The 20,529-nt window shown below is 47.6% G+C and carries 21 protein-coding genes; 20 read left to right on the top strand and 1 reads right to left on the bottom strand.

Annotation, left to right across the window (positions count from 1 at the left end; genetic code table 11):
* Positions 1-300 precede the first annotated feature (300 nt).
* From ADS79_RS04385 to ADS79_RS04440, 12 genes are all read left to right on the top strand, one after another.
* A complete protein-coding gene (locus ADS79_RS04385) occupies positions 301-1,122 on the top strand; it encodes a transporter substrate-binding domain-containing protein (RefSeq protein WP_049737209.1) in 822 nt (273 codons plus the stop codon).
* Between the two features lie 51 nt (positions 1,123-1,173).
* Complete coding sequence (locus ADS79_RS04390) at positions 1,174-1,827, top strand: amino acid ABC transporter permease (RefSeq protein ID WP_049737210.1); 654 nt, start codon at positions 1,174-1,176, stop codon at positions 1,825-1,827.
* Positions 1,828-1,864: 37 nt separating this feature from the next.
* The gene (locus tag ADS79_RS04395) at positions 1,865-2,593 is read left to right on the top strand and encodes an amino acid ABC transporter ATP-binding protein (RefSeq protein ID WP_049737211.1); all 729 of its coding nucleotides are present in this window, start codon (positions 1,865-1,867) and stop codon (positions 2,591-2,593) included.
* Between the two features lie 53 nt (positions 2,594-2,646).
* Positions 2,647-4,074, top strand: a complete 1,428-nt coding sequence (locus ADS79_RS04400; RefSeq protein WP_049737212.1) for an amidohydrolase family protein — start codon at positions 2,647-2,649, stop codon at positions 4,072-4,074.
* Positions 4,071-5,690, top strand: a complete 1,620-nt coding sequence (locus ADS79_RS04405; RefSeq protein ID WP_049737213.1) for an amidohydrolase — start codon at positions 4,071-4,073, stop codon at positions 5,688-5,690. The genes ADS79_RS04400 and ADS79_RS04405 overlap by 4 nt, the downstream gene beginning before the upstream one ends.
* 154 nt (positions 5,691-5,844) lie before the next feature.
* Positions 5,845-6,414 (top strand): FAD-dependent oxidoreductase, encoded by a 570-nt coding sequence (locus ADS79_RS04410; protein ID WP_049737214.1) that lies wholly within the window; start codon positions 5,845-5,847, stop codon positions 6,412-6,414.
* 172 nt (positions 6,415-6,586) lie between these two features.
* On the top strand, positions 6,587-8,113 hold the full coding sequence (locus ADS79_RS04415) for an MDR family MFS transporter (RefSeq protein WP_049738132.1): 1,527 nt from the start codon (positions 6,587-6,589) through the stop codon (positions 8,111-8,113).
* A 13-nt stretch (positions 8,114-8,126) separates the two neighbouring features.
* Positions 8,127-8,654, top strand: a complete 528-nt coding sequence (locus ADS79_RS04420; protein ID WP_049737215.1) for a PadR family transcriptional regulator — start codon at positions 8,127-8,129, stop codon at positions 8,652-8,654.
* A gap of 93 nt (positions 8,655-8,747) precedes the next feature.
* A complete protein-coding gene (locus ADS79_RS04425) occupies positions 8,748-9,038 on the top strand; it encodes a DUF3817 domain-containing protein (RefSeq protein WP_049737216.1) in 291 nt (96 codons plus the stop codon).
* Between the two features lie 95 nt (positions 9,039-9,133).
* A complete protein-coding gene (locus ADS79_RS04430) occupies positions 9,134-9,331 on the top strand; it encodes a hypothetical protein (protein WP_236699879.1) in 198 nt (65 codons plus the stop codon).
* Between the two features lie 287 nt (positions 9,332-9,618).
* Entirely contained in the window at positions 9,619-10,842 is a 1,224-nt protein-coding gene (locus ADS79_RS04435; protein ID WP_236699880.1) for a chromate transporter, read from the top strand.
* A gap of 92 nt (positions 10,843-10,934) precedes the next feature.
* Positions 10,935-11,450, top strand: a complete 516-nt coding sequence (locus ADS79_RS04440; protein WP_049737218.1) for a DUF2179 domain-containing protein — start codon at positions 10,935-10,937, stop codon at positions 11,448-11,450.
* A gap of 42 nt (positions 11,451-11,492) precedes the next feature.
* On the opposite strand, the gene ADS79_RS04445 is transcribed toward ADS79_RS04440, so the two are convergent.
* The gene (locus tag ADS79_RS04445) at positions 11,493-12,593 is read right to left on the bottom strand and encodes a CdaR family transcriptional regulator (RefSeq protein ID WP_161807256.1); all 1,101 of its coding nucleotides are present in this window, start codon (positions 12,591-12,593) and stop codon (positions 11,493-11,495) included.
* A 163-nt stretch (positions 12,594-12,756) separates the two neighbouring features.
* On the opposite strand from ADS79_RS04445, the gene ADS79_RS04450 reads away from it, so the two are divergent.
* The 8 genes from ADS79_RS04450 (at position 12,757) to ADS79_RS04485 (ending at position 20,501) form a co-directional block, all read left to right on the top strand.
* On the top strand, positions 12,757-13,899 hold the full coding sequence (locus ADS79_RS04450) for a glycerate kinase (protein WP_049737220.1): 1,143 nt from the start codon (positions 12,757-12,759) through the stop codon (positions 13,897-13,899).
* A gap of 21 nt (positions 13,900-13,920) precedes the next feature.
* Positions 13,921-15,027, top strand: coding sequence for a 2-keto-3-deoxygluconate permease (locus tag ADS79_RS04455; RefSeq protein WP_049737221.1), 1,107 nt, complete (start codon positions 13,921-13,923; stop codon positions 15,025-15,027).
* Positions 15,028-15,061: 34 nt separating this feature from the next.
* Positions 15,062-16,324: a nickel-dependent lactate racemase gene (gene larA / locus ADS79_RS04460; RefSeq protein WP_049737222.1), complete on the top strand. Its 1,263-nt coding sequence runs from the start codon at positions 15,062-15,064 to the stop codon at positions 16,322-16,324.
* A gap of 38 nt (positions 16,325-16,362) precedes the next feature.
* Positions 16,363-17,178: an ATP-dependent sacrificial sulfur transferase LarE gene (gene larE / locus ADS79_RS04465; protein ID WP_049737223.1), complete on the top strand. Its 816-nt coding sequence runs from the start codon at positions 16,363-16,365 to the stop codon at positions 17,176-17,178.
* A gap of 260 nt (positions 17,179-17,438) precedes the next feature.
* Positions 17,439-17,825, top strand: a complete 387-nt coding sequence (locus ADS79_RS04470) for a hypothetical protein (RefSeq protein WP_141260904.1) — start codon at positions 17,439-17,441, stop codon at positions 17,823-17,825.
* 205 nt (positions 17,826-18,030) lie between these two features.
* Positions 18,031-18,594: a GNAT family N-acetyltransferase gene (locus ADS79_RS04475; protein ID WP_236699881.1), complete on the top strand. Its 564-nt coding sequence runs from the start codon at positions 18,031-18,033 to the stop codon at positions 18,592-18,594.
* 284 nt (positions 18,595-18,878) lie between these two features.
* Positions 18,879-19,607, top strand: a complete 729-nt coding sequence (locus ADS79_RS04480) for an amino acid ABC transporter ATP-binding protein (protein ID WP_049737225.1) — start codon at positions 18,879-18,881, stop codon at positions 19,605-19,607.
* A 36-nt stretch (positions 19,608-19,643) separates the two neighbouring features.
* Positions 19,644-20,501 carry a transporter substrate-binding domain-containing protein gene (locus tag ADS79_RS04485; RefSeq protein WP_049737226.1) on the top strand — a complete coding sequence of 286 codons (858 nt, stop codon included), beginning with the start codon at positions 19,644-19,646 and terminating at the stop codon, positions 20,499-20,501.
* Positions 20,502-20,529 lie beyond the last annotated feature (28 nt).

Raw genomic sequence — 20,529 nt, forward strand, 5'->3', positions numbered from 1 at the left:
CTGGAAATAAAATATCTAGTAAATATGAGCATTTTCCAAAACTGCGTTACATACGGCAACATCTTATCACCCACAAAGCTCTGATTTCCTTGCCCCTTTCAACTACGATCGGCTACCACCCGGCACAATTCCTGTTTGCTACCGTTTGGACAAGACTTCCCTTGTATATAACCCAGCAGCTGTTGGCTTATATAGATAACTACCACCCTAGTTAAGGAGGGACTCGTTTTTTTCTTTTCATCCAGTTCTTTTCGAAGTAAGTGGCAAAACCAATTTTTTAATCGACTAGGGGGTAAAGAGATGAAAAAGTGGACGTTTGTATGGCTGGCGCTGTTGCTTGTGATCGTGACAGGATGTTCCCAGGAGGCGGGGGCAGGAGTGAGTGGTCCATCTACGATTCAAAAAGTAGTGGACAAGAAAAAGCTGGTGATCGGGACCTCAAGCGGTTATTTTCCGTTTGAGATGAAGGACAAGGAAGGGAAGTTTGTCGGGTATGACATGGACTTGGGAAAAGCGATCGCGGATGCTTTGAAGGTGGAGGTAGAGTTCAAGGATTATAGCGACTTTGGTGGACTCATTCCTGCCCTGCAAACAGGAGATATCGACATGGTTATTTCCGGCATGACCATTCGCGGGGATCGAGCACTCGCCGTCAGCTTTTCCGATCCTTACTACTCTTCGGGTCAAGTCGTCATGGTACCGAAAAAAGATACAACAACCAAAAGCTGGAAGGAATTGGACCAGGCCGGTAAAAAGATTGCTGTAGGTCAGGGCTCCACCGGTGCTCTGCTAGCCAAGCAGCTGTTCAAAAACGCAACCATAATGGATTTCGATGGCTTTACCAACGCAGCCTTGGCTGTGAAGCAGGCACAAGCAGACGCATTGGTTTTTGACGAGCCTGGAGTTCGAGTTTTTGAAATCATGAATGCTGATTCTGTTCGAGGTGTGTACGAAGTGCTATCTACGGAAAATCTGGGAATCGCGTTACCTTTGAATGATCAGGCCATGATCCAATGGGTGAATTCCTTCCTGGCTTCCTATCGAAACGGCTTGGACGACCAGATTTCGGTCAATAAATGGTTCAAATCAAACGAATGGATCAATCAGGTACAGCAACAGTAAAACATACGCCATCGCTTGGAGCATGAGCGTATAGAAGGAAGGGGGTTAAACATGGGTAGCGCCTGGAATGTGATTCCTCAAAATATGCATTTATTATGGGATGGGTTGTTGTTGACGCTACAGCTGTCCGCGTGTGCACTGCTCGTGAGTATCCCTGTAGGAATTTTGCTTGGATTGTGCAGAATCTCCGGCAATCGGATCGTTTCGTTTCTGGCAGTCAGCTATGTGGAATTTATTCGTGGTGTTCCTTTGCTTGTATTGTTGTTCTGGATTTATTTTGTTCTCGGCAAGTATCTGAAGATGGGGCCGTTTTTGGCTGGAGTCTTCGGACTGGGATTGTTTTCTGCTGCTTTTATCGCCGAGATCGTACGGGCAGGAATTCAAGCTGTGCCTCGGGGGCAGATGGAGGCCGCCCGTTCCTCGGGCATGACGTATGTGCAAGCAATGCGCTTTATCATTTTGCCGCAAGCGATGCGTAAAGTATTGCCGCCGATGGCTTCCCAGTTTATTACGCTGATCAAAGACTCCTCTCTCGTATCTGTCATCTCTGTGGTCGACCTGACGCTGGTTGCCAAAAACCTGGTGTCGACTACATTTCGCTCGCTGGAGGTATGGACGTTTGTCGCGATTATGTATTTTTGTATCACGTTTTTCCTTTCGCAAATCATCAGTGCGCTGGAGCGGCGCTATCGGGTGTCCGAATAGGGGATGCACATGATCAACGGTACAAGGAGGCCAGCACGTGATCCAAATCAAACAGGTGAACAAGAGCTACGGAAGCGTGAACGTCCTGCAAAACATTAATCTGGAAATACCCGAGTCCAATGTGTACGCATTAATCGGTCCGAGCGGGGCAGGAAAAAGTACACTGATTCGCAGCATGAATGCACTGGAGACGATCCAGGCGGGCGAAATCATTGTAGACGGGACTTCTGTACACGATCGGAGGACGAATATAAATAAGCTACGATCCGATATCGGCTTTGTGTTTCAGGCATTCAATCTGTATCCACACCTGACAGCAGTAGAAAATGTAGCAATAGCTCCTGTTCAGGTGAAAAAGGTACCCAAGGATGAAGCAACAGAAAAGGCTAAAAAGCTGCTGGCATCTCTGGGGCTGGGTGAGAAATATGACTCGTTTCCGGGGCAGCTTTCTGGTGGACAGCAGCAGCGGGTAGCCATCGCCAGGGCACTCGCCATGGACCCAAAGGTTATGCTGTTCGATGAGCCTACATCAGCTCTAGACCCGGAGATGATCAAGGAAGTGCTGGATGCGATCAGGGGCTTGGCATCTAGTGGAATGACCATGGTAGTCGTCACGCATGAGATGGGCTTTGCCCGGGAAATTTGCGATCAAATCGTATTCATGGCAGAGGGCAAAATTGTCGAGGTAGCCCCGCCGGAGCAGTTTTTTACGCAACCCTCGTCAGACCGGGCGAAAGACTTCCTGTCAAAGGTTTTGAATCACTAGCGGCTCTTCCTAATTCCAACGTTTTCATCAGAGGCTGGTTTGGAGGTTTTTGTATGAAGGTGGATTTGATTATCGCCCATGCCTTTGTTCTTACGATGGAGGGTGCGGGTGTCGGGATAGTGGAAAACGGGGCAGTCGCCATAAACGGAGATTCGATTGCCGCAGTGGGAGCAACGGACGAGATATTGGCAGGATATCAGGCGGATCGAGTCATTGACGCAAGCGGCAAGCTGGTGATGCCAGGACTCATTGATGCGCATATGCACACAGGTCTGTCCATCTTTCGGGGAATGGCTCAGGACATGTCTCACTGGATGCGAAAAGGCATGTGGCCCTTGATGAAGAATTCAACGAAAGAAGAGACGCTGAAAGGTTCATTGGTGACGATTATCGAGGGGATCAAAGCCGGAACGACTACGTTTTGCGACTTCGATCATTCCATGGGCCGAATTGTCTCGCATTATGCCAAAATAGGAGCGCGTGCCAGAGTAGCAGAAACAGTGAATGAACTATCAGATGATATCGGGAAGCTTCCTGTTGGTGAGCTGTATCCGCTTGACCCAGCTATCGGCAACAGGAAGCTTGTGGCAAACATCAAGCTGTTCGAGGAGTGGCACGGAAAAGAAAACGGGAGAATCACCTGCCTGTTTGGGCCGCAGGGAGCGGACATGCTCGGAAAAGAGCTGCTGCTGGAAGTAAAGGCGTTGGCACAAAAGTACGATACCCGGATTCATATGCATGTCGCCCAAGGGGACAGGGAAATCGAGCAGATGGTGAAACGGCATCAGAAACGCACCATTCCTTATTTGGATGAGCTCGGTTACCTCGATTCCCGGCTCATGGCTGTCCATCTGACAGAGGCGACAAAAGAAGAGACCCAGCTGGTTGCAAAACGAGGAGCGTCCATGATCTACTGTGCGGGGAGCATCGGCATCATTGACGGCTTGGTGCCTCCGATTATGGATTTTTTGGAAGCAGGTGGACAGGCCGCTCTCGGATCGGATCAGGCTCCGGGAAACAACTGCAACAACATGTTCAATGAAATGAAGTTTGCCGCTATTTTGAATAAGGTGAAGCGAGCCGACCCAAAAGTGTTTCCTGCGTGGCTTTCCTTGCGACTCGCGACTATTGAATCGGCCAAAGCGATTGGCCTGGATCACGAGGTTGGCAGCTTGAAAGCAGGAAAAAAAGCAGACGTCATCATCCTGGATCTAGAGGCTCCGACTCTGTGTCCGATTTATACAGACCCCATCCGCAATATCGTTCCCAATCTGGTTTACTCGGCACGAGGGAACGAGGTGGAGACCGTCCTCATTGATGGACAAGTGATTATGGAGAATCGCAAGCTGCTAACCGTAGATGAAAAAGAAGCCTTCCGGCAAGCACAAGAGGCCGCCGATCAAATCAGCCGTCGTTCGCGGGATGATATCGCGGCAGCAGACAGTGACGTTTACAGGATGATGGAGGATGGGTATTTATGACGACGATATTTACCAATGGCAGGTTTTATACATTCGATTCGTCTCAGCCTATGGCTGAATCTGTAGTAGTAAGGGATGGGAGGATCGTGGATCTGGGGAGCCACCGGGAGATGCTGCTGCAGTGGGGAAGACCAGAGGCAAATGTGAGAGACCTGGATGGAAAAATGGTGACGCCAGGTCTGATCGATAGCCATCTGCATTTATCCTCAATCGCAACCAAAATGTTGTCGATGGACTTAGGCAATATCACCTCAAAGGATGACATGCTCCAGATGATCAAGGAGAGGGCAGACCAAACACCAGCAGGCGAATGGTTACAAGGAAGAGGCTGGGACGAGAACCGCTTTGTTGAAGGGGGCTTACCCTCAATCGAGGAGCTGGATCATGTGTCGCCGCATTGTCCGGTTCTACTGACACGCGTTTGCGGTCATGTCGTATTGGTCAACAGCAAAGCGCTGGAGATCGCTGGCTATTCGGCGGATATGGATATTCCGGCAGGGGGAACCGTTGTACTTGATCCGCAGACCCAAAAACCTACGGGACTGCTGCTGGAAACGGCGTCCAATATAGTTCAGAGGCATATCCCCAAGCTTACTTACGAGCAGTTGAAGCAAGTATTGAAGCAGGCGATTCAGCTAGCGATGCAGTGCGGGCTTACGAGCGTACATACCGAGGATTTGCGCGGACTAGGAGGACTGGATCAGACCTGGAAGCTGTATGACGAGCTGTTAAACGGGGAGGGACTAGGGCTCCGGTGCAACCTGTTGATTTATTATCCGCATGTGAAGCGGCTGGTTGAGCGTGGGATGTACGCAGGGTATGGAAATGAGAAGCTGCAGATCGGCGCCGTGAAAATATTTGCTGATGGCAGCTTTGGCGGGAGAACGGCCTATCTCTCCGCACCCTATACGGATGATCCAGGGAATGTGGGAAGCGAGATTCATGACGAAGAGACCTTATATCAGCTGTTTAAGCAAGCACGCGATGCCAAAATGCCGATTGCTGTCCATACGATTGGCGATCAGGCCCTGGAAAATGTGCTCGACATGCTGGATAAATTTCCGACTGTAGGGTATCGGGACCGCATGATTCATACTTCCTTGCTTCGCCCTGATTTGCTGGAGCGGTTGAAGAGTCCAAGCATCGTCGCGGATATTCAGCCGCGGTTCGTAGTAGGGGATTTCCCGTGGGTTGCAGAACGGATTGGAGAGAAGCGGGCACAGCAAGCCTACATTTGGAAAAGCATGCTGAACGCAGGGATTATGTGTGCAGGAGGCTCCGATGCTCCTGTTGAACCGCTGGAGCCACTTTTGGGCATTCATGCAGCCGTTTCACGTCGTGCACCAGAGGACAGGCATGAGGGATACTATCCAGGAGAGAATTTGACAATGGAAGAAGCGCTTCGCATTTTTACGTATGGTGGCGCTCTGGCGACCAATGAAGAAGCAGTCAAAGGGACGATCAGCAGAGGAAAGTATGCCGACATGACCGTCTATTCAAAAGATCTGTTGCAGGTGGAGTCGGATGAGGTACTTTCTACAAACATCGAGATGACTGTCATCAATGGAGAAATTTGTTACGAACGCGGCGGTAATAAAAATTTGTGTGAAATCTAGAACGGCTTGACATACTATAGGGAGCCCGTTTTCCTCTGCTGGAGGGAAGCGGGCCTTTTAAATTTCATCACTACGACTGATTTAGGACTTTTTCTTTTACGAAACTAAGTATATAATTATGTTGTGAAACACATTTTGGAAAGGGGAGTTACCTATGTTCGATATCGCGATTATTGGAGCAGGCCCAGCAGGGGGAAGCGCAGCATTGTTTGCAGCGAAGGCAGGCAAAAAGACGCTGTTGATTGACAATGATAAAAGCATGACGAAGCGTGCCTGGTTAGAGAATCACTACGGCATCCTGGAAGCTACTGGCCCGGACCTCATTGAAACAGGCAAGAAGCAAGCAGCCAAATTCGGTGCGGAGCTTGTTACTGACCAAGTCAACAATATTACGAAAACCGAGCAAGGTTTCGTTGTGGAAACAGCAGAAAAAGGCTCCTTCGAAGCAAAGCATGTCATTTTGGCTACAGGTGCTCTGGTTACGCTGGCTGAAGCTATCGGGGTAAATACCAAGGAAGGCACAGAGCCGCGAATCAAAACCGTTGTTGATGTAGATCAGCAAGGGAAAACAAATGTAGATGGAATCTGGGCAGCTGGGACGTGTGCTGGCGTAAGCGTACATACGATCATCACTGCTGGTGATGGAGCCAAAGTAGCGATCAATGTCATTAGTGAAATAAACGGCGAGCGCTATGTGGACCATGATGTACTGAAAACGAACTAAGTAAGCGAGAGATAAATACAAGCCATCTTCTTTGTTTGACTCGTGTTCAGACAAAGAAGATGGCTTTTTTATTTGAAGCTTTACAAAGCCGAGTAAATTTCTTACAGACTTTTAGTCAAATTTGAATATAATATTTAGAGTAATCATCATGGATACGATGGGAGGAGCTTGCTTGATTGCCAAAGAAAGCAAAGTGAATTTTGTCCTGGCAGGGTTATTGCTAGGGTTATTGATGGCATCGATGGACAATACGATTGTAGCAACAGCAATGGGCACAATTGTTGGCGAAATGGGCGGCATGGATAAATTCGTCTGGGTTACGTCTGCATATATGGTTGCTACGATGGCAGGGATGCCGATTTTCGGAAAGCTCTCGGATATGTATGGAAGAAAACGATTTTATGTGTTTGGACTCGTTGTCTTTTTACTTGGTTCCATCCTCTGTGGAACCGCTAGCAGTATCGTGGAGCTAAGCATTTATCGGGCGATTCAGGGGATCGGTGGCGGCGCCTTGATGCCGATCGCATTTACGATTATTTTTGACGTATTCCCGCCAGAAAAACGGGGGAAAATGACTGGTTTGTTCGGTGCTGTATTTGGTACCTCCAGTGTATTTGGTCCGTTACTTGGTGCGTACATAACAGAGTATGTGGGCTGGCATTGGATTTTTTACATCAACGTACCGATCGGAGCCTTGTCGCTCTGGTTCATCTCTGTTTATTATCGCGAGTCTCTGGAACACCGCAAGCAAAGCATTGACTGGTGGGGGGCTGTTACCCTGGTGGGAGCCGTCATTAGCCTGATGTTTGCTCTTGAGCTGGGTGGAAATCAGTTTGCATGGAATTCCGTTCAAATCATTGGACTGTTTGTTTCCTTTGCTGTGTTGTTCGTGATCTTTCTGTTTGTGGAGACAAAAGTACCAGAGCCTATCATCTCCTTTACCATGTTTAAACGACGTTTGTTTGCCGCCTCGAATGCGGTAGCACTCTTGTACGGATCAGCTTTTATTATTACGACTGTCTATTTGCCGATCTTTATCCAAGGCGTATTCGGTGGATCAGCGACGAATTCCGGCTTGCTCTTGACGCCGATGATGCTAGGCTCCGTGGTAGGTAGCCAGCTGGGCGGATTTTTGACGACCAAAACGAGCTTCCGCAACATTATGCTTCTCTCGTCCGTCTTCTTCGTACCAGGTATTTTCCTGTTGAGTACCTTGTCGCCGGACATCTCGCGTGGCATGGTTACGTTTTATATGATCATTACCGGTTTCGGCGTAGGGTTTTCCTTCTCCGTATTGGGGATGGCAGCCATTCATGGGTTTGATATGCGGCAGCGTGGGTCAGCCAGCTCGACAGGCTCCTTTTTCCGTTCGCTTGGGATGACGCTGGGGATTACGGTCTTTGGAATTTTGCAGCGCAACCAGTTTGAGAATGGGATGTCCACAGCTTTTGCCGGACAACAAACAGGGATTGGAGCGATTACGGACCCGCGTGCCATTTTGACGCCTGAGACGCGTGCAGCCATTCCAGCACCTGTATTGGACAAAATTACGGACATCCTCGCCACGTCGATTGCCCATACGTTTATGTGGGCACTGGTTCCAGCTGTGCTTGCGGTCGTATGTATTGTCCTGATGGGAAAAGAACGCGTGCTGATTCCAGGCGCGAATCAAAATCGTCCGAATCCTGAACATCACTAGAGGAGAAGCGGATATGAGTATAAAACTGCTGATTCTTGGTCTGTTGATGGAGGGTGAAAAGCATCCTTACGAGGTCCAGCAGCTAGTAAAGCAGCGAGGAATCGATTGCTATATCAAATTTGCCAAAGGCTCTTTGTACTATGCCTTTGACCAATTAGCCAAAGCAAGCCTGATCGAGGTCGCAAACATTATCCGGGAGTCCAATCGCCCGGATAAAACGACCTATCGCATCACGGATAAGGGGAAAGAAGAGCTCCAGCAGCTTTTGCTGACGGAGATGCGTCGCCCAATCCAGCTGCATAATCCGATATATGCTGCTCTGACATTTGCTGCTTATGGCGATCCGGCAAAAATGGAGGAAGCATCTGCGGAAAATATGCGTGAGGTTCAGCGTGTGGCAGAGCTGCTCGAATCCATTTTGGAGGAGCCCAAGCAAGCATTGGACTTCGGGGCGAGAAACATTTTGATAGGGGCGATTGAGCATCTGCGTGCTGAAGCGCGGTGGATTGAACGCGTACGCCAAGAGGGCTTCGGTCATTGATTTTGAAATTATTATGAACATTGGACAATTGTTATCATTTCGATAGTTTTTCGTTTATAATGATGGTAATTACTTTCAAGGATGGTACCCCTCATGATGAATACTCCACTTGGACGTTTTCGCGTAATCGGCATTCTGGAAGGAATCTCGTATTTGGTATTGCTCGGGATTGCCATGCCACTCAAGTATTTTCTCGATGTACCAGCCGCAGTAAAAATCGCTGGATCTCTTCACGGTGTGTTATTTGTTCTTTATATTTTGGCACTTGCCCATGTGACGCTGAAAAACAGATGGTCAATCATTCGGGTAATTGGTGCTTTTATCGCATCCCTGCTTCCTTTTGGAAACTTTGTGCTGGATGCGCGTTTGAGAAAAGAGCAATAGTTGGGTTGTTTTGATGGTGAAGGCGGGTAAATCGTACCCGTCTTTGCTTCATATAGAAATATATATTTTTCGGGAAAGAGATGGGGAGGATTCGTGTGGAGACCAGAATATTAGCGGGAAATCTAGTATGGGACGAGGAAGGTCAATTGCTTCTCGAAACCGTGACGGAGGATCGGTTTGTATTGGTTCTCCCACAAATCATTACGCTCACGGAAACAGAGGAAAAGCTGGCAAGCGATGAGCTGAGCGAGAAGCATAGCGGTCTGAACGTGATTGCACGCTGCTTTGTATAAAAAAAGCAGAGAGCCGGGTAGTCACGGCTTGATCTGTTTCGTTAAAACTGATAATTCCGAAAACAGATCACAAGAAACCAGTTCATTACTTGCGCATGATGAGCTGGTTTTTTGCGTTGGTATAAAAGCAAATGCTAGGCTCATGATTCTAAAATGTAAGGTTATTGTATGGATTTCGCCTCTTTCGTTTACAGAAAGGAATAAAGGGAATATCGTATTCTTACAGACTGAATTCGTTTCTTTCCAGATAGAATCACGTACTCTCGAGATAAAATACAGGTGGAGGGTTGAGCATCCTGAAGACGAAACAGGAACAGCCACTTAGAGAAAACAGCAAGCTGAAAAGACTGCTCGAATTATTTCTCGTTTCAACGAAGCTAGGGATTACTTCCTTTGGCGGACCAATTGCTCATCTTGGCTATTTTCACGAGGAATATATCAAACGCAGAAAATGGCTAGATGAGCGAAGCTATGCCGAGCTTGTAGCGGTATGCCAAATTCTCCCTGGTCCAGCGAGCAGTCAGGTTGGTATCGGGATTGGGATCATGCGTGGCGGGCTGCTTGGAGGGCTTGTTGCCTGGTTCGGCTTTACGCTGCCTTCTGTTCTTGCCCTCGTATTGTTCGCGTATTTTTTGCAGGGGGTAGATACGGCTCATGCAGGCTGGATTCACGGATTAAAAATCGTAGCTGTTGCCATCGTGGCACATGCTGTCATGGGAATGGCGAAGAAACTTGCCCCTGATCGAAGCCGGGCAACAATCGCCATTTTGGCAGCTGCGGCTACTTTGTTATGGCCAACTGCCTTTACGCAGATAACGGTCATTTTCTTGGCTGGACTGCTCGGCTGGAGCTTCTATCGAACCGAGGATACCCCTGCTGTACCAGTTATTCACGTACCCATAAAGAGCTCAGCCGCTGTGCTTTGTCTGACGTTATTTGGTGGATTGCTGATCTTCCTGCCCGTATTGAATGGCATGTTGTCCTTCTCATGGCTTGCGATGTTTGACAGCTTTTACAGGGCAGGCTCCCTTGTTTTTGGGGGAGGGCATGTCGTTCTTCCTCTACTAGAAAGAGAAGTATTGCCAGCGGGCTGGTTAACAAAAGAACAATTTTTGGCCGGGTACGGAGCGGCTCAAGCGGTACCAGGTCCATTGTTTACTTTTGCCGCCTATTTGGGGGCTGTCAGGAATGGATGGACAGGTGCTGTCATTGCGACGATTGCTATTTTTTTGCCTGCCTTTTTATTGGTTGCAGGGACACTGCCATTTTGGGATACCCTCCGCCAAAAAAGAGGGGTACAAGGTACTTTGGTAGGAGTGAATGCAGCTGTAGTCGGCATCCTGTTAGCTGCGCTCTATGACCCGATCTGGGTTAGCTCGATCCAGGCTCCTGCCGATTTTGTGCTTGCTGCCATTTTGTTCGGGCTGCTCACATTTTGGAAAGCTCCACCGTGGATCATCGTACCGATTGGGGCTTTAGGCGGTATTTTCATAAACAGCGTAATAACCTAGTTTTTCATCTGGTATTTGCCATATGGATGGCTTATATTGAAGTCACGTGACAAAATGACAAAGTGCCCGGTTCGGGTGGGGGTAGGAGAGCAATGGGTTTTGAGTTTGTTTTGATCATCATCGGGATTAACATTCTGTATGTATCCTTTTTTACATTGCGATTGTTAATGGTGATCAAAGGGTATCGTGTGATGGCATCCATTTTGGCTATGGTAGAAGTTTTTGTTTATTTGAAAGGATTGGCAATTGTACTCGACAATCTGGACAATTGGGTGAACCTTGCCGCATATTGCATCGGTTGGGGAATGGGTGTTTTCATCGGCAGCAAGATCGAGGAGTATTTGGCCTTGGGCTACGTAACGCTTCAGGTGGTTGTAGACTCTGTTGATCTGGAGGTTCCTGTGAAGCTGCGTGAGCATGGCTTCGGCGTAACATCCTGGGTAGCTGAGGGACGTGACGGACACCGCTTGATGATGCAGGTATTGACCAAACGTACGAACGAAAAAAAGCTCTGGAAGCTCATTAATGAGATTGCTCCCAAAGCATTTGTGATTTCTTTTGAGGCAAAGCAATTGAAAGGCGGGTTCTGGGTTAACCGCCTTCGTTAATCTATCATTTCATTTCGCCGTTCCGAGCAGGAACGGCTTTTCTCATTCGGCAGCACTTGTCCGATTTTGATGAATCCAAACGGCCAACTGAAGGGATACAGCTTCCTTGAATTGCTGTGGGTCATAGCCAGTTAGCTCCTTGATTTTCGCTAAGCGGTACAGGAGCGTATTGCGGTGAATGAACAGGGCTTTGGCCGTTTCGGTAATGCTGAGATTGTTTGCGAAAAAGGCTTCTGCTGTCTCCACGTATTTCGGAGTGAGGTGGGCAAAAACCCGCTCCGCATATTTTTTCTTTACCTCAGGGTCCATTCGATCAACGAGCGCGATCGTTTCAATATCCGCGTAAGCCGTTACGCCTTTGCTTCTGTTCCCAAGCAACAGGGCTAATTTGGCCTCATCCCGTGATCTCCAAATATTTGTTTGTTCTGCGACGGGCGCTCCCATTCCAATATGATAGTGGATTCCTACGTGCTGGAGGTAAGCACCGACCCCTTCCAGCCTTCGCTTGATCACTTGCTCGGGGGTAGCGGAGGTAAGAACGAACAATCGGTTTACTTTTAAAAAGCCGACCAACAGATGCTGCACATCGAGCAATTCCTCCATTTTTTGAATCAGCTCTTGGTTCGGCAGTGGATTTTCTCTGAGCTGAATCAGTGACACTTGAAGAGGGGCCAGCAATTTCACGTTCAACAAATTTAAACGTTGCTCTACCGCGTCATAGTTTGGATCTGATTTCACCAGCTCTTCGAAAATCATTTCTTTCATCCGCTGCTTCCACTCGATTTGTGAAGCGAGGAACGACTGGTTAATCATCATTTCTGTGATCATTTTGACCAGTTCGCCGAATTCGAGAATCTCTTCCGGATGGCCGGTAATCCCAATGGCGCCAATGATTTGATCTTGAAACTCGATCGGCAGATTAATGCCAGGACGTGCGCCTTTGTACTGCTCCTGATTATCTTTTGTGATCAGCAAAGGCGCCTTGGTTCGAATTACATCCGACGCACCTTCATGGATCTGGTTTACACGAGCAGGATCACCGGATGCGATGATAGTGCCGGTATGGTCCATGATATTGATATTTCGATTTAAACGGTTCATTGTTTCCCGGACGATGTCTTGCGCGATTTTCTCCGTCAGCATGCAACCACGCACCATTTCTTCGTTTTTGTTAATTGTATACAAAATAATCAGTGAATTCGAGATCCTTTTTTGTACGTTATGAACGATGATTTTCAAATGCCTCCAGCCTATAATGAGGAAAAGATAAAAATGTAAGCGCTTTATAAAGGAGGGATTGTGGAGAGTGAAGATCATCATCGCCCCCGATTCATTCAAAGGAAGTTTGTCCGCACCCGAAGCAGCCGGAGCAATAGAGGCAGGAATAAAAAAAGTATTGCCCCAGGCGCAGACCGTTTTGGTGCCCGTGGCGGATGGTGGGGAAGGAACGATGGAGAGCCTCGTTGCTTCTACCGATGGACGAAAAGTAGAGGTAGACGTGACAGGGCCGATGAATGTGCCAGTAAGAGCGGCTTACGGCATATTGGGAGATCAGGTAACATGCGTCATTGAAATGGCGAGTGCATCCGGATTGATTCTGGTTCAACCGGAGGAGCGAAATCCTCTGATCAGCACTACGTACGGCACTGGAGAATTAATCAAGCGTGCGCTGGATGATGGCTGCCGGCGGTTTATTGTCGGAATTGGCGGCAGTGCAACGAATGACGGTGGAATCGGCATGCTGCAGGCACTCGGTATGAAGCTGCTTGATGCCGAAGGGAATTCAATCGGCTTTGGCGGTGGAGAGCTCCACCGCATTCGTGAAATTGACGACCAGCATTTTGATCCAAGAATCTCGGAATCTCATTTTTTACTTGCATCGGATGTACAAAATCCTTTAATCGGACCGAATGGAGCCTCTCACGTCTTTGGTCCGCAAAAAGGTGCGACTGTGGAAATGGTTAAAGCTCTGGACCACTCGCTTGGCATGTGGGCAGATTTGGTCGAGGCAAAAACGGGAATCTCGCTGCACAATCTGCCTGGTGCAGGTGCAGCCGGTGGAATCGGTGGAGCGTTTCAAGCCTTTTTTCCATCGAGGATGGAGCGTGGAATCGATATTGTCATCGAGTACACAGGGCTTGGAGAAAAAATGCAAGACGCCGCCATCGTCTTCACTGGCGAAGGGCAGATCGATTTTCAAACAGCATCAGGAAAAACGCCGATGGGTGTAGCGCAGGAAGCACAAAAATGGGGTGTTCCTGTATTCGTACTCGCAGGATCAGTCGGTAGCGGAACAGATATCCTGTACGGATACGGAATTCACAGTATCAACAGTATCATGAGCGGGCCGATGACATTGCAGGAAGCCATGAGCCGCGCTCCTGAATTGCTTGCGCAAAAGGCTGAGCAGGTGCTTCGGACTTATCTCGCGGGCTTGCATTCCAAATAAACAGAAACAGGGGGTTGCTGCATGCAAATAAAGAAGGCGATTGAAAAAGTGCCCGGCGGGTTAATGGTAGTTCCGTTATTGTTTGGAGCTTTATTAAACACAGTAGACCAGATGCACATACCAGTTGTGATGGACGTACTACAATCGATTGGCGTAGCCCCAACCAAGGATGGACATTATGAGCTATTGCGGATCGGTGGATTTGCCGAGGCTCTCTTTAAAAACAGCGCAATTGCTCTTATTGCCTTATTTCTTTTCTGCTGTGGAAGTCAGATGAATTTGCGAGTGGGTGGAAAAGCGCTGAAAAAAGGAGTCCTGCTGACGGCATCCAAATATTTCACGGGTGTAGGTGTAGGTTTTCTGTGGGGCTATCTTTCCGGTGATATGATGAACGGATTCCTCGGATTATCCGCACTTGCGATTATCGCGGCGATGACGAATGGAAATGGAGGGATGTACGCGGCTCTCACCTCGCAGTATGGAAACCGTTCGGATGTTGGTGCAGTAGCTGTTCTCTCACTTAATGACGGTCCCTTTTTTACCTTGATGGCATTAGGGATGCTCGGTGCCAACTTCCCTGTTATCGCATTTATCGCGGTTTTATTGCCCATCGGGATTGGAATGCTTCTCGGCAATCTTGATCCAGACATTCGCGAATTCCTGAAGCCAGGTGAATTTTTGCCGGTCCCATTCTTCGCATTTGCCCTTGGTGCCGGGATGGATTTTGCCACCTTCCTGAAAATGGAAGTGCTGCTTGCGGGTCTTGCCCTTGGTCTGATGACTACGATTTTGACAGGCTTTACTGGAATGGTTGTATTCAAAATTTTCCGAGAAAAAAGCCAGATCGCTCCGATTTCCGAGGCCTCTACGGCTGGTAATGCAGTAGGAACGCCGGCAGCAATTGCTGCGGCTGCTGTTGTCGCATCAGGTTCGGGGATGATGTCTGCGGCAGATGCCCAAGCTTATCAGGACTTGGTACAAATCGCTACCGCCCAAATCTCGATTTCTACCCTGACCACCGCGATCCTTTGTCCGATCGCTGTCATTATCATCGATAAATGGCAGAAGAAACGAGGAATTGATGGAAAGAGTGAGGAGCATACACCAGGAAAACCAATCAATGTCTAACCTGACTACAAATAGATAGGAAAAGGAGAATGGAATGAAAACGACGCTGCTTTACGGAAAAGAAGGATTGACGATAGATGTGCCGGATGACTCCTTGATCGTTGAACCGAAGAATCTGTCGGGTCTGGAGGACGAAGAAGCAGCAGTAAGACAAGCTCTCCAAGCTCCGATCGGCACACTGCCATTGCGTGACATGGTAAAAAATACAGATAAGGTAGCGATCGTGATCAGCGACATCACCCGCCCTACTCCCAATCACAAGCTGGTTCCGTGGATTTTAAAGGAGCTTTCGCATGTGCCCCTTGAAAATTTCGTGGTGATCAACGGGACAGGCACGCATCGGGATCAAACGCGCGAAGAGTTTGTGCAGATGCTGGGTGAGTGGGTGGTGGATAATGTCCGTGTCATCAACCATCATTGTCATGAAAAAGAGGAACTGATCAAAGTCGGAGATAGCCGTTTTGGCTGCGAGGCTTATTTAAACAAGGAGTATGTTGAGGCAGATTTTAAAATTGTGACAGGCTTTATCGAGCCGCATTTCTTTGCCGGTTTTTCGGGAGGACCCAAAGGGATTATGCCAGGAATCGCGGGAATTGACACGATCATGACGTTCCACAATGCCCGAATGATTGGTGACCCGCTAGCAACATGGGGAAACATGGAGAACAATCCGGTGCAGGATATGGCTCGTGAAGTAAACCGCATGTGCAAACCTGATTTTATGCTGAATGTTACGCTCAATCGTGAAAAGGAAATTACCGCCGTGTTTGCAGGTGAACTGTTCGAAGCACATGATCAGGGCTGCGCTTTTGCGAAAGAACATGCAATGATTCGCTGCGATCATCGCTTTGATGTGGTCATCACGTCAAATTCCGGCTATCCATTGGATCAAAATCTGTACCAAGCAGTAAAAGGCATGAGCGCTGCCCACAAGATCGTCAAAAAGGGCGGAGTGATTATTTGCGCCTCCGAATGCTCTGATGGATTGCCCAACCATGGCAATTACGCCGACATTTTGAAGATGCGCAAGACCCCGCAGGAAATTTTGGATATGATCAACGATCCTGCCTTTAAAATTTTCGACCAATGGCAGGTACAAAAACAGGCCGTCATTCAGGTCTGGGCAGATGTGCACGTGTACTCGAGCTTGTCGGATGAAACAGTCGAGCTGGCTATGTTTACACCAACAAGCGACATCAGTGCAACCCTGGAGGAGCTGAAGAAAACGTACGGCGAGAAAATGACAGTAGCCGTGCTTCCGCTTGGCCCGTTAACCATTCCCTACGTCGAGGAGTAAGACAGCTTTGGGTATGCAGCAAAAGGGGGAGAGAGCATATGGTGTATGAAGAAAAAATGGAGAAGCTGCGTAGCTCGCTAATGGAGATGGAGAGAGTCGTTGTCGCTTTTTCCGGTGGTGTGGACAGCACATTTCTCGTAAAAGTGGCAGTGGAGACATTGGGTGCGGACAACGTGCTGGCTGTGACCGCTGATTCGGAAACCTATCCCACAGCAGAGCTGACAGAAGCAATCGAGCTGGCAAAGCAAATCGGAGTAACCCATCAGGTGATCGAGACCTCCGAGCTGTCGATACCAGGCTATGCTGAGAACACACATAATCGATGCTACTTTTGCAAAAAAAGTTTGTTTGAGCATCTCCTGCCCATACTGGAGCAGCAAGGCTTCCGCAATCTCGCTTACGGACTGATTGCCGACGATATGACAGACCATAGACCGGGAACTCGTGCAGCCCAGGAGCTAGGTGTGCGTGCGCCCTTACAAGAAGCTGGCTTATATAAAGAAGAAATACGTGAGCTGTCACGAGAGCTAGGACTGCCTACGTGGAAGAAGCCATCCTTTGCTTGCCTGTCCTCACGCATCAGCTATGGTGAGCAAATCACCCTGGAAAAGCTGATAAAGGTCGATCGCTCTGAGGCCTATTTGAAAGGGCTGGGAATCCACCAGGTACGTGTCCGGACACATGGTGAAATCGCCCGAATCGAAGTAGAGGCTGTAGATATCCCGATCATTCTTCATCATAAGGAAGAGATAACGAATCAACTCAAAGCGTACGGGTATTCCTATGTCACCATGGATTTGCTTGGCTACAAGAGCGGAAGCATGAATCTGGGGGTAGCGAAAACGGGTGCGTGATGGATAGAAGCAATGAAATGAGCTGTTCCCTGGCAGAGCAAACTGCTGGAGGGCAGCTTTTTTTCTTTTCATTTCGTAGCTGTCGTGGGGAGAAGCCTCTTTCCATTCTGTGCTCCGCCTGGAAACAAGCTTCTCTAGCGTAACTTTTCAAAAGGAAAACAGGATTGTTGTAACAATATTTACCATAAGTTCGTCATTGTTATAGCGGGTGCAGCACTGGAATCATTGAAAGCCCATTTCTTACTGTCATGAGGTGAAAAATGAAGAGGATAACGGCTACACTCTGTTTGTTTTTGGCCATCTCTGCTTTTGTGGTGGGGTGTGGAAGCTCAAATGTAAGCAACCCTGAAATTACCGAACCGAATACGCAAGCAAGCGATTCGGTAAAGCTCGCTGAAAGCGAAGTAAAGGATACTCTCACGGGGCTTATCCCGAAGGCAGTCGATATCTACGGTATATTTAACGGAAATGGAGCTTTCAAAAGCGATCCGAAAAAAACGATTCCAGGTGAAGAGGATTATTGCCTTGTAATCGGACAGAACGGGACTTCGCCAGTTGATATTGATAACGTTAAGTCCATTGCGGATTTAAAAAAGGTAGTAGAGGACGTATTTACAAAAGACATGGCTGGGCAGAAAAATTTCTGATTGATACCGCCAAGCTAAAGGAGCAGAAAGATCGTGTTGTGGAAATTGAGCTAGATAAGACAACAATGGACTTCCCACCTGAAAAATTAACTATCAGCATAGCCTATGTAAATGATAAATGGCTCATGGCATCACCACTTGTTCAGTAGGAGAGAGCAGTGGGATAGAACGAACGTGTACGAATAAGCATGTAGGGGGAAGGACCGTGACTGGATTTACGAATATCGCTATAACGTTATCTGATCAGGATGAAGCGTACATCATTAAAAATATGTATCCTCTTTATCTTCACGATTTATCGGGACATTACGGACTCATTCCTGGACATATTCCCAATAAGCATGGAATTTTTGAGGATAGTAACGATTATAGAACGCTTACTGATCAATACGATGTACAAAAAATTTGGTGGGAAAAACCTAATTGTCTCTACCCGTTCTTAATAAGAGTCGATGATATTCCTGCCGGATTTGCACTGATTGCCACATCACCATATTGCGCAAAAGGAATTGACTATTTTGTAAATGATTTTTTTCTGTTGCAACCATTCAGAGGAAAAGGGATTGCAGAACATTCTGCTACCCAAGTATTTGACAAATGGAAAGGAAATTGGGAGCTATATACCAATCCATCCGAACGAAATATCACCGGCCAAAAGTTTTGGCGTAAAACGGTATCAAAATATACGAAGGGTAAATATAAGGAGGAGTTTGGAACAACAATGGACGGATACAAGCTAATCTTTAGATTCACGAATTCGAATGGATAAAGAAATACAATTTTGCTTCGCGAACCAGAAAGCACAGCACGGAAAAACGTCAGAACAATCGTCCAATAAAGCAGCGGCTAGTCTAAGACTTATTTTCAGGTCTTAGGTAGCTGCTGCTTGTTTTATTTGAAGTAAAATTCCCCCATTTCCGCAAAATTTTCATGCAATATCCCCTATTGTTAGAAAATTATAAAGAAAAATAATATTTTCTTGGTCTTTTTGAGTAGTTTTGGGTAGAGCGCTCTTACGATACGAATTAGGAAAGAGAGCAAGGGGGAATCTGGTTGATTAGTTTTCATCAAGTGAACAAACATTATGGCAACTTTCATGTCCTGAGGAACATCGACCTGCATATCAACCAGGGAGAAGTCGTCGTGGTTATTGGTCCATCTGGATCAGGCAAAAGCACAATGGTTCGCTGCATCAACAGATTGGAAACGGTTACAAGTGGAGAGCTCGTCGTTGACAATGTACAGGTGAACGACAAAAACACGGATATTAACCAACTGCGTCGCAATATCGGTATGGTTTTCCAGCACTTTAATCTGTATCCGCACAAAACCGTACTGGAAAACATTACACTGGCACCCGTCAAGGTATTGGGAGTTTCCCAAAGAGAAGCTGATGAAACAGCATTGTACTACCTGGAGAAGGTTGGCATTCCGGAAAAGGCCGACAATTACCCGACCCAGTTGTCCGGTGGGCAGCAGCAGCGGGTGGCTATTGCGAGAGGACTTGCGATGAGACCGAAAATCATGCTTTTCGATGAGCCAACTTCCGCTCTTGACCCAGAGACAATCGGAGAAGTGCTGGATGTGATGAAAAAGCTTGCGCAAGAAGGAATGACAATGGTTGTCGTGACGCACGAGATGGGCTTTGCACGGGAAGTAGCGGATCGCATCGTCTTCATGGACCAAGGCAGAATCTTGGAAGAAGCCACGCCGGAACAGTTCTTTGCCAATCCAAGTGAAGAGCGCGCGAGGTTGTTTCTGAGCCGTATTTTGAATCATTAGAAATCAAAATAAAAAAGAGAGAAGAGGGGTATTCAGATGAAAGCAAATCGGGTATGGAAAAAAGTGGCTGGACTTGGACTGGTTCTCATGCTTAGCGCAACTGCGCTCGCAGGCTGTGGAGGCGGCAAGACTTCAGAAGGAGCAGCGCCAGGCGGTCAATCTACTGGAGCAGCCGGAACAGGAACACTTGCTAAAATCAAGGAAAGAGACAAGTTCGTAGTCGGCGTAAAGTATGATTTGAACCTGTTTGGTCTGAAGGACCCTGCAACTGGAAACGTAGAAGGACTTGATATTGATATTGCCAAAGCAATCGCAAAAAAGGTACTCGGTGATGAAAATAAAATCGAGTTGAAGGAAGTAACCTCCAAAACGCGGATACCGATGCTGAAAAACGGCGAAATTGATGCGATTATTGCAACGATGACCATTACTGAAGATCGCAAAAAAGAAGTAGACTTTTCTGATGTGTACTTCCTGGCTGGTCAATCCTTGCTCGTGAAAAAAGATAGCAGCATCAACGGACTCAAAGACCTGCAAAAAGGCATGAAGGTCGTAACAGCAAAAGGCTCTACATCCGCTAAAAACATTCGGGAGAGTGCACCGGATGCAGAAATTCTTGAATTCGAAAACTACGCAGAAGCCTTCACAGCGCTAAAAGCGGGTCAAGGTGATGCGCTCACGACAGATAACGCTCTCTTGTATGGAATGGCAAAGCAAGATCCGAACTACCGTGTGACAGAAGAAACTTTTACTGAGGAACCATACGGAATCGCGATGAGCAAAGGCGATGCGGAATTCGTAAAAACGGTAAACGATCTCTTGAAGGAAATGAAAGAAAACGGCGAGTACGACAAGATTTATGAAAAATGGATTGGAGAAAAGCCGAAAAAATAATGCTGTTCGACTCCATTACGGATGAGCG

This window comes from Brevibacillus reuszeri (genome assembly GCF_001187725.1).
Lineage (GTDB): Bacteria > Bacillota > Bacilli > Brevibacillales > Brevibacillaceae > Brevibacillus > Brevibacillus reuszeri.

Excerpts from the sequence above, each read along its gene's own strand:
- ADS79_RS04385 (WP_049737209.1), top strand. The coding sequence starts at position 301 with ATGAAAAAGTGGACGTTTGTATGGCTGGCGCTGTTGCTTGTGATCGTG.
- ADS79_RS04390 (WP_049737210.1), top strand. The coding sequence starts at position 1,174 with ATGGGTAGCGCCTGGAATGTGATTCCTCAAAATATGCATTTATTATGG.
- ADS79_RS04400 (WP_049737212.1), top strand. The coding sequence starts at position 2,647 with ATGAAGGTGGATTTGATTATCGCCCATGCCTTTGTTCTTACGATGGAG.
- ADS79_RS04405 (WP_049737213.1), top strand. The coding sequence starts at position 4,071 with ATGACGACGATATTTACCAATGGCAGGTTTTATACATTCGATTCGTCT.
- ADS79_RS04410 (WP_049737214.1), top strand. The coding sequence starts at position 5,845 with ATGTTCGATATCGCGATTATTGGAGCAGGCCCAGCAGGGGGAAGCGCA.
- ADS79_RS04420 (WP_049737215.1), top strand. The coding sequence starts at position 8,127 with ATGAGTATAAAACTGCTGATTCTTGGTCTGTTGATGGAGGGTGAAAAG.
- ADS79_RS04425 (WP_049737216.1), top strand. The coding sequence starts at position 8,748 with ATGATGAATACTCCACTTGGACGTTTTCGCGTAATCGGCATTCTGGAA.
- ADS79_RS04440 (WP_049737218.1), top strand. The coding sequence starts at position 10,935 with ATGGGTTTTGAGTTTGTTTTGATCATCATCGGGATTAACATTCTGTAT.
- ADS79_RS04445 (WP_161807256.1), bottom strand. The coding sequence starts at position 12,593 with ATGCTGACGGAGAAAATCGCGCAAGACATCGTCCGGGAAACAATGAAC.
- ADS79_RS04455 (WP_049737221.1), top strand. The coding sequence starts at position 13,921 with ATGCAAATAAAGAAGGCGATTGAAAAAGTGCCCGGCGGGTTAATGGTA.
- larA (WP_049737222.1), top strand. The coding sequence starts at position 15,062 with ATGAAAACGACGCTGCTTTACGGAAAAGAAGGATTGACGATAGATGTG.
- larE (WP_049737223.1), top strand. The coding sequence starts at position 16,363 with ATGGTGTATGAAGAAAAAATGGAGAAGCTGCGTAGCTCGCTAATGGAG.
- ADS79_RS04470 (WP_141260904.1), top strand. The coding sequence starts at position 17,439 with ATGAAGAGGATAACGGCTACACTCTGTTTGTTTTTGGCCATCTCTGCT.
- ADS79_RS04485 (WP_049737226.1), top strand. The coding sequence starts at position 19,644 with ATGAAAGCAAATCGGGTATGGAAAAAAGTGGCTGGACTTGGACTGGTT.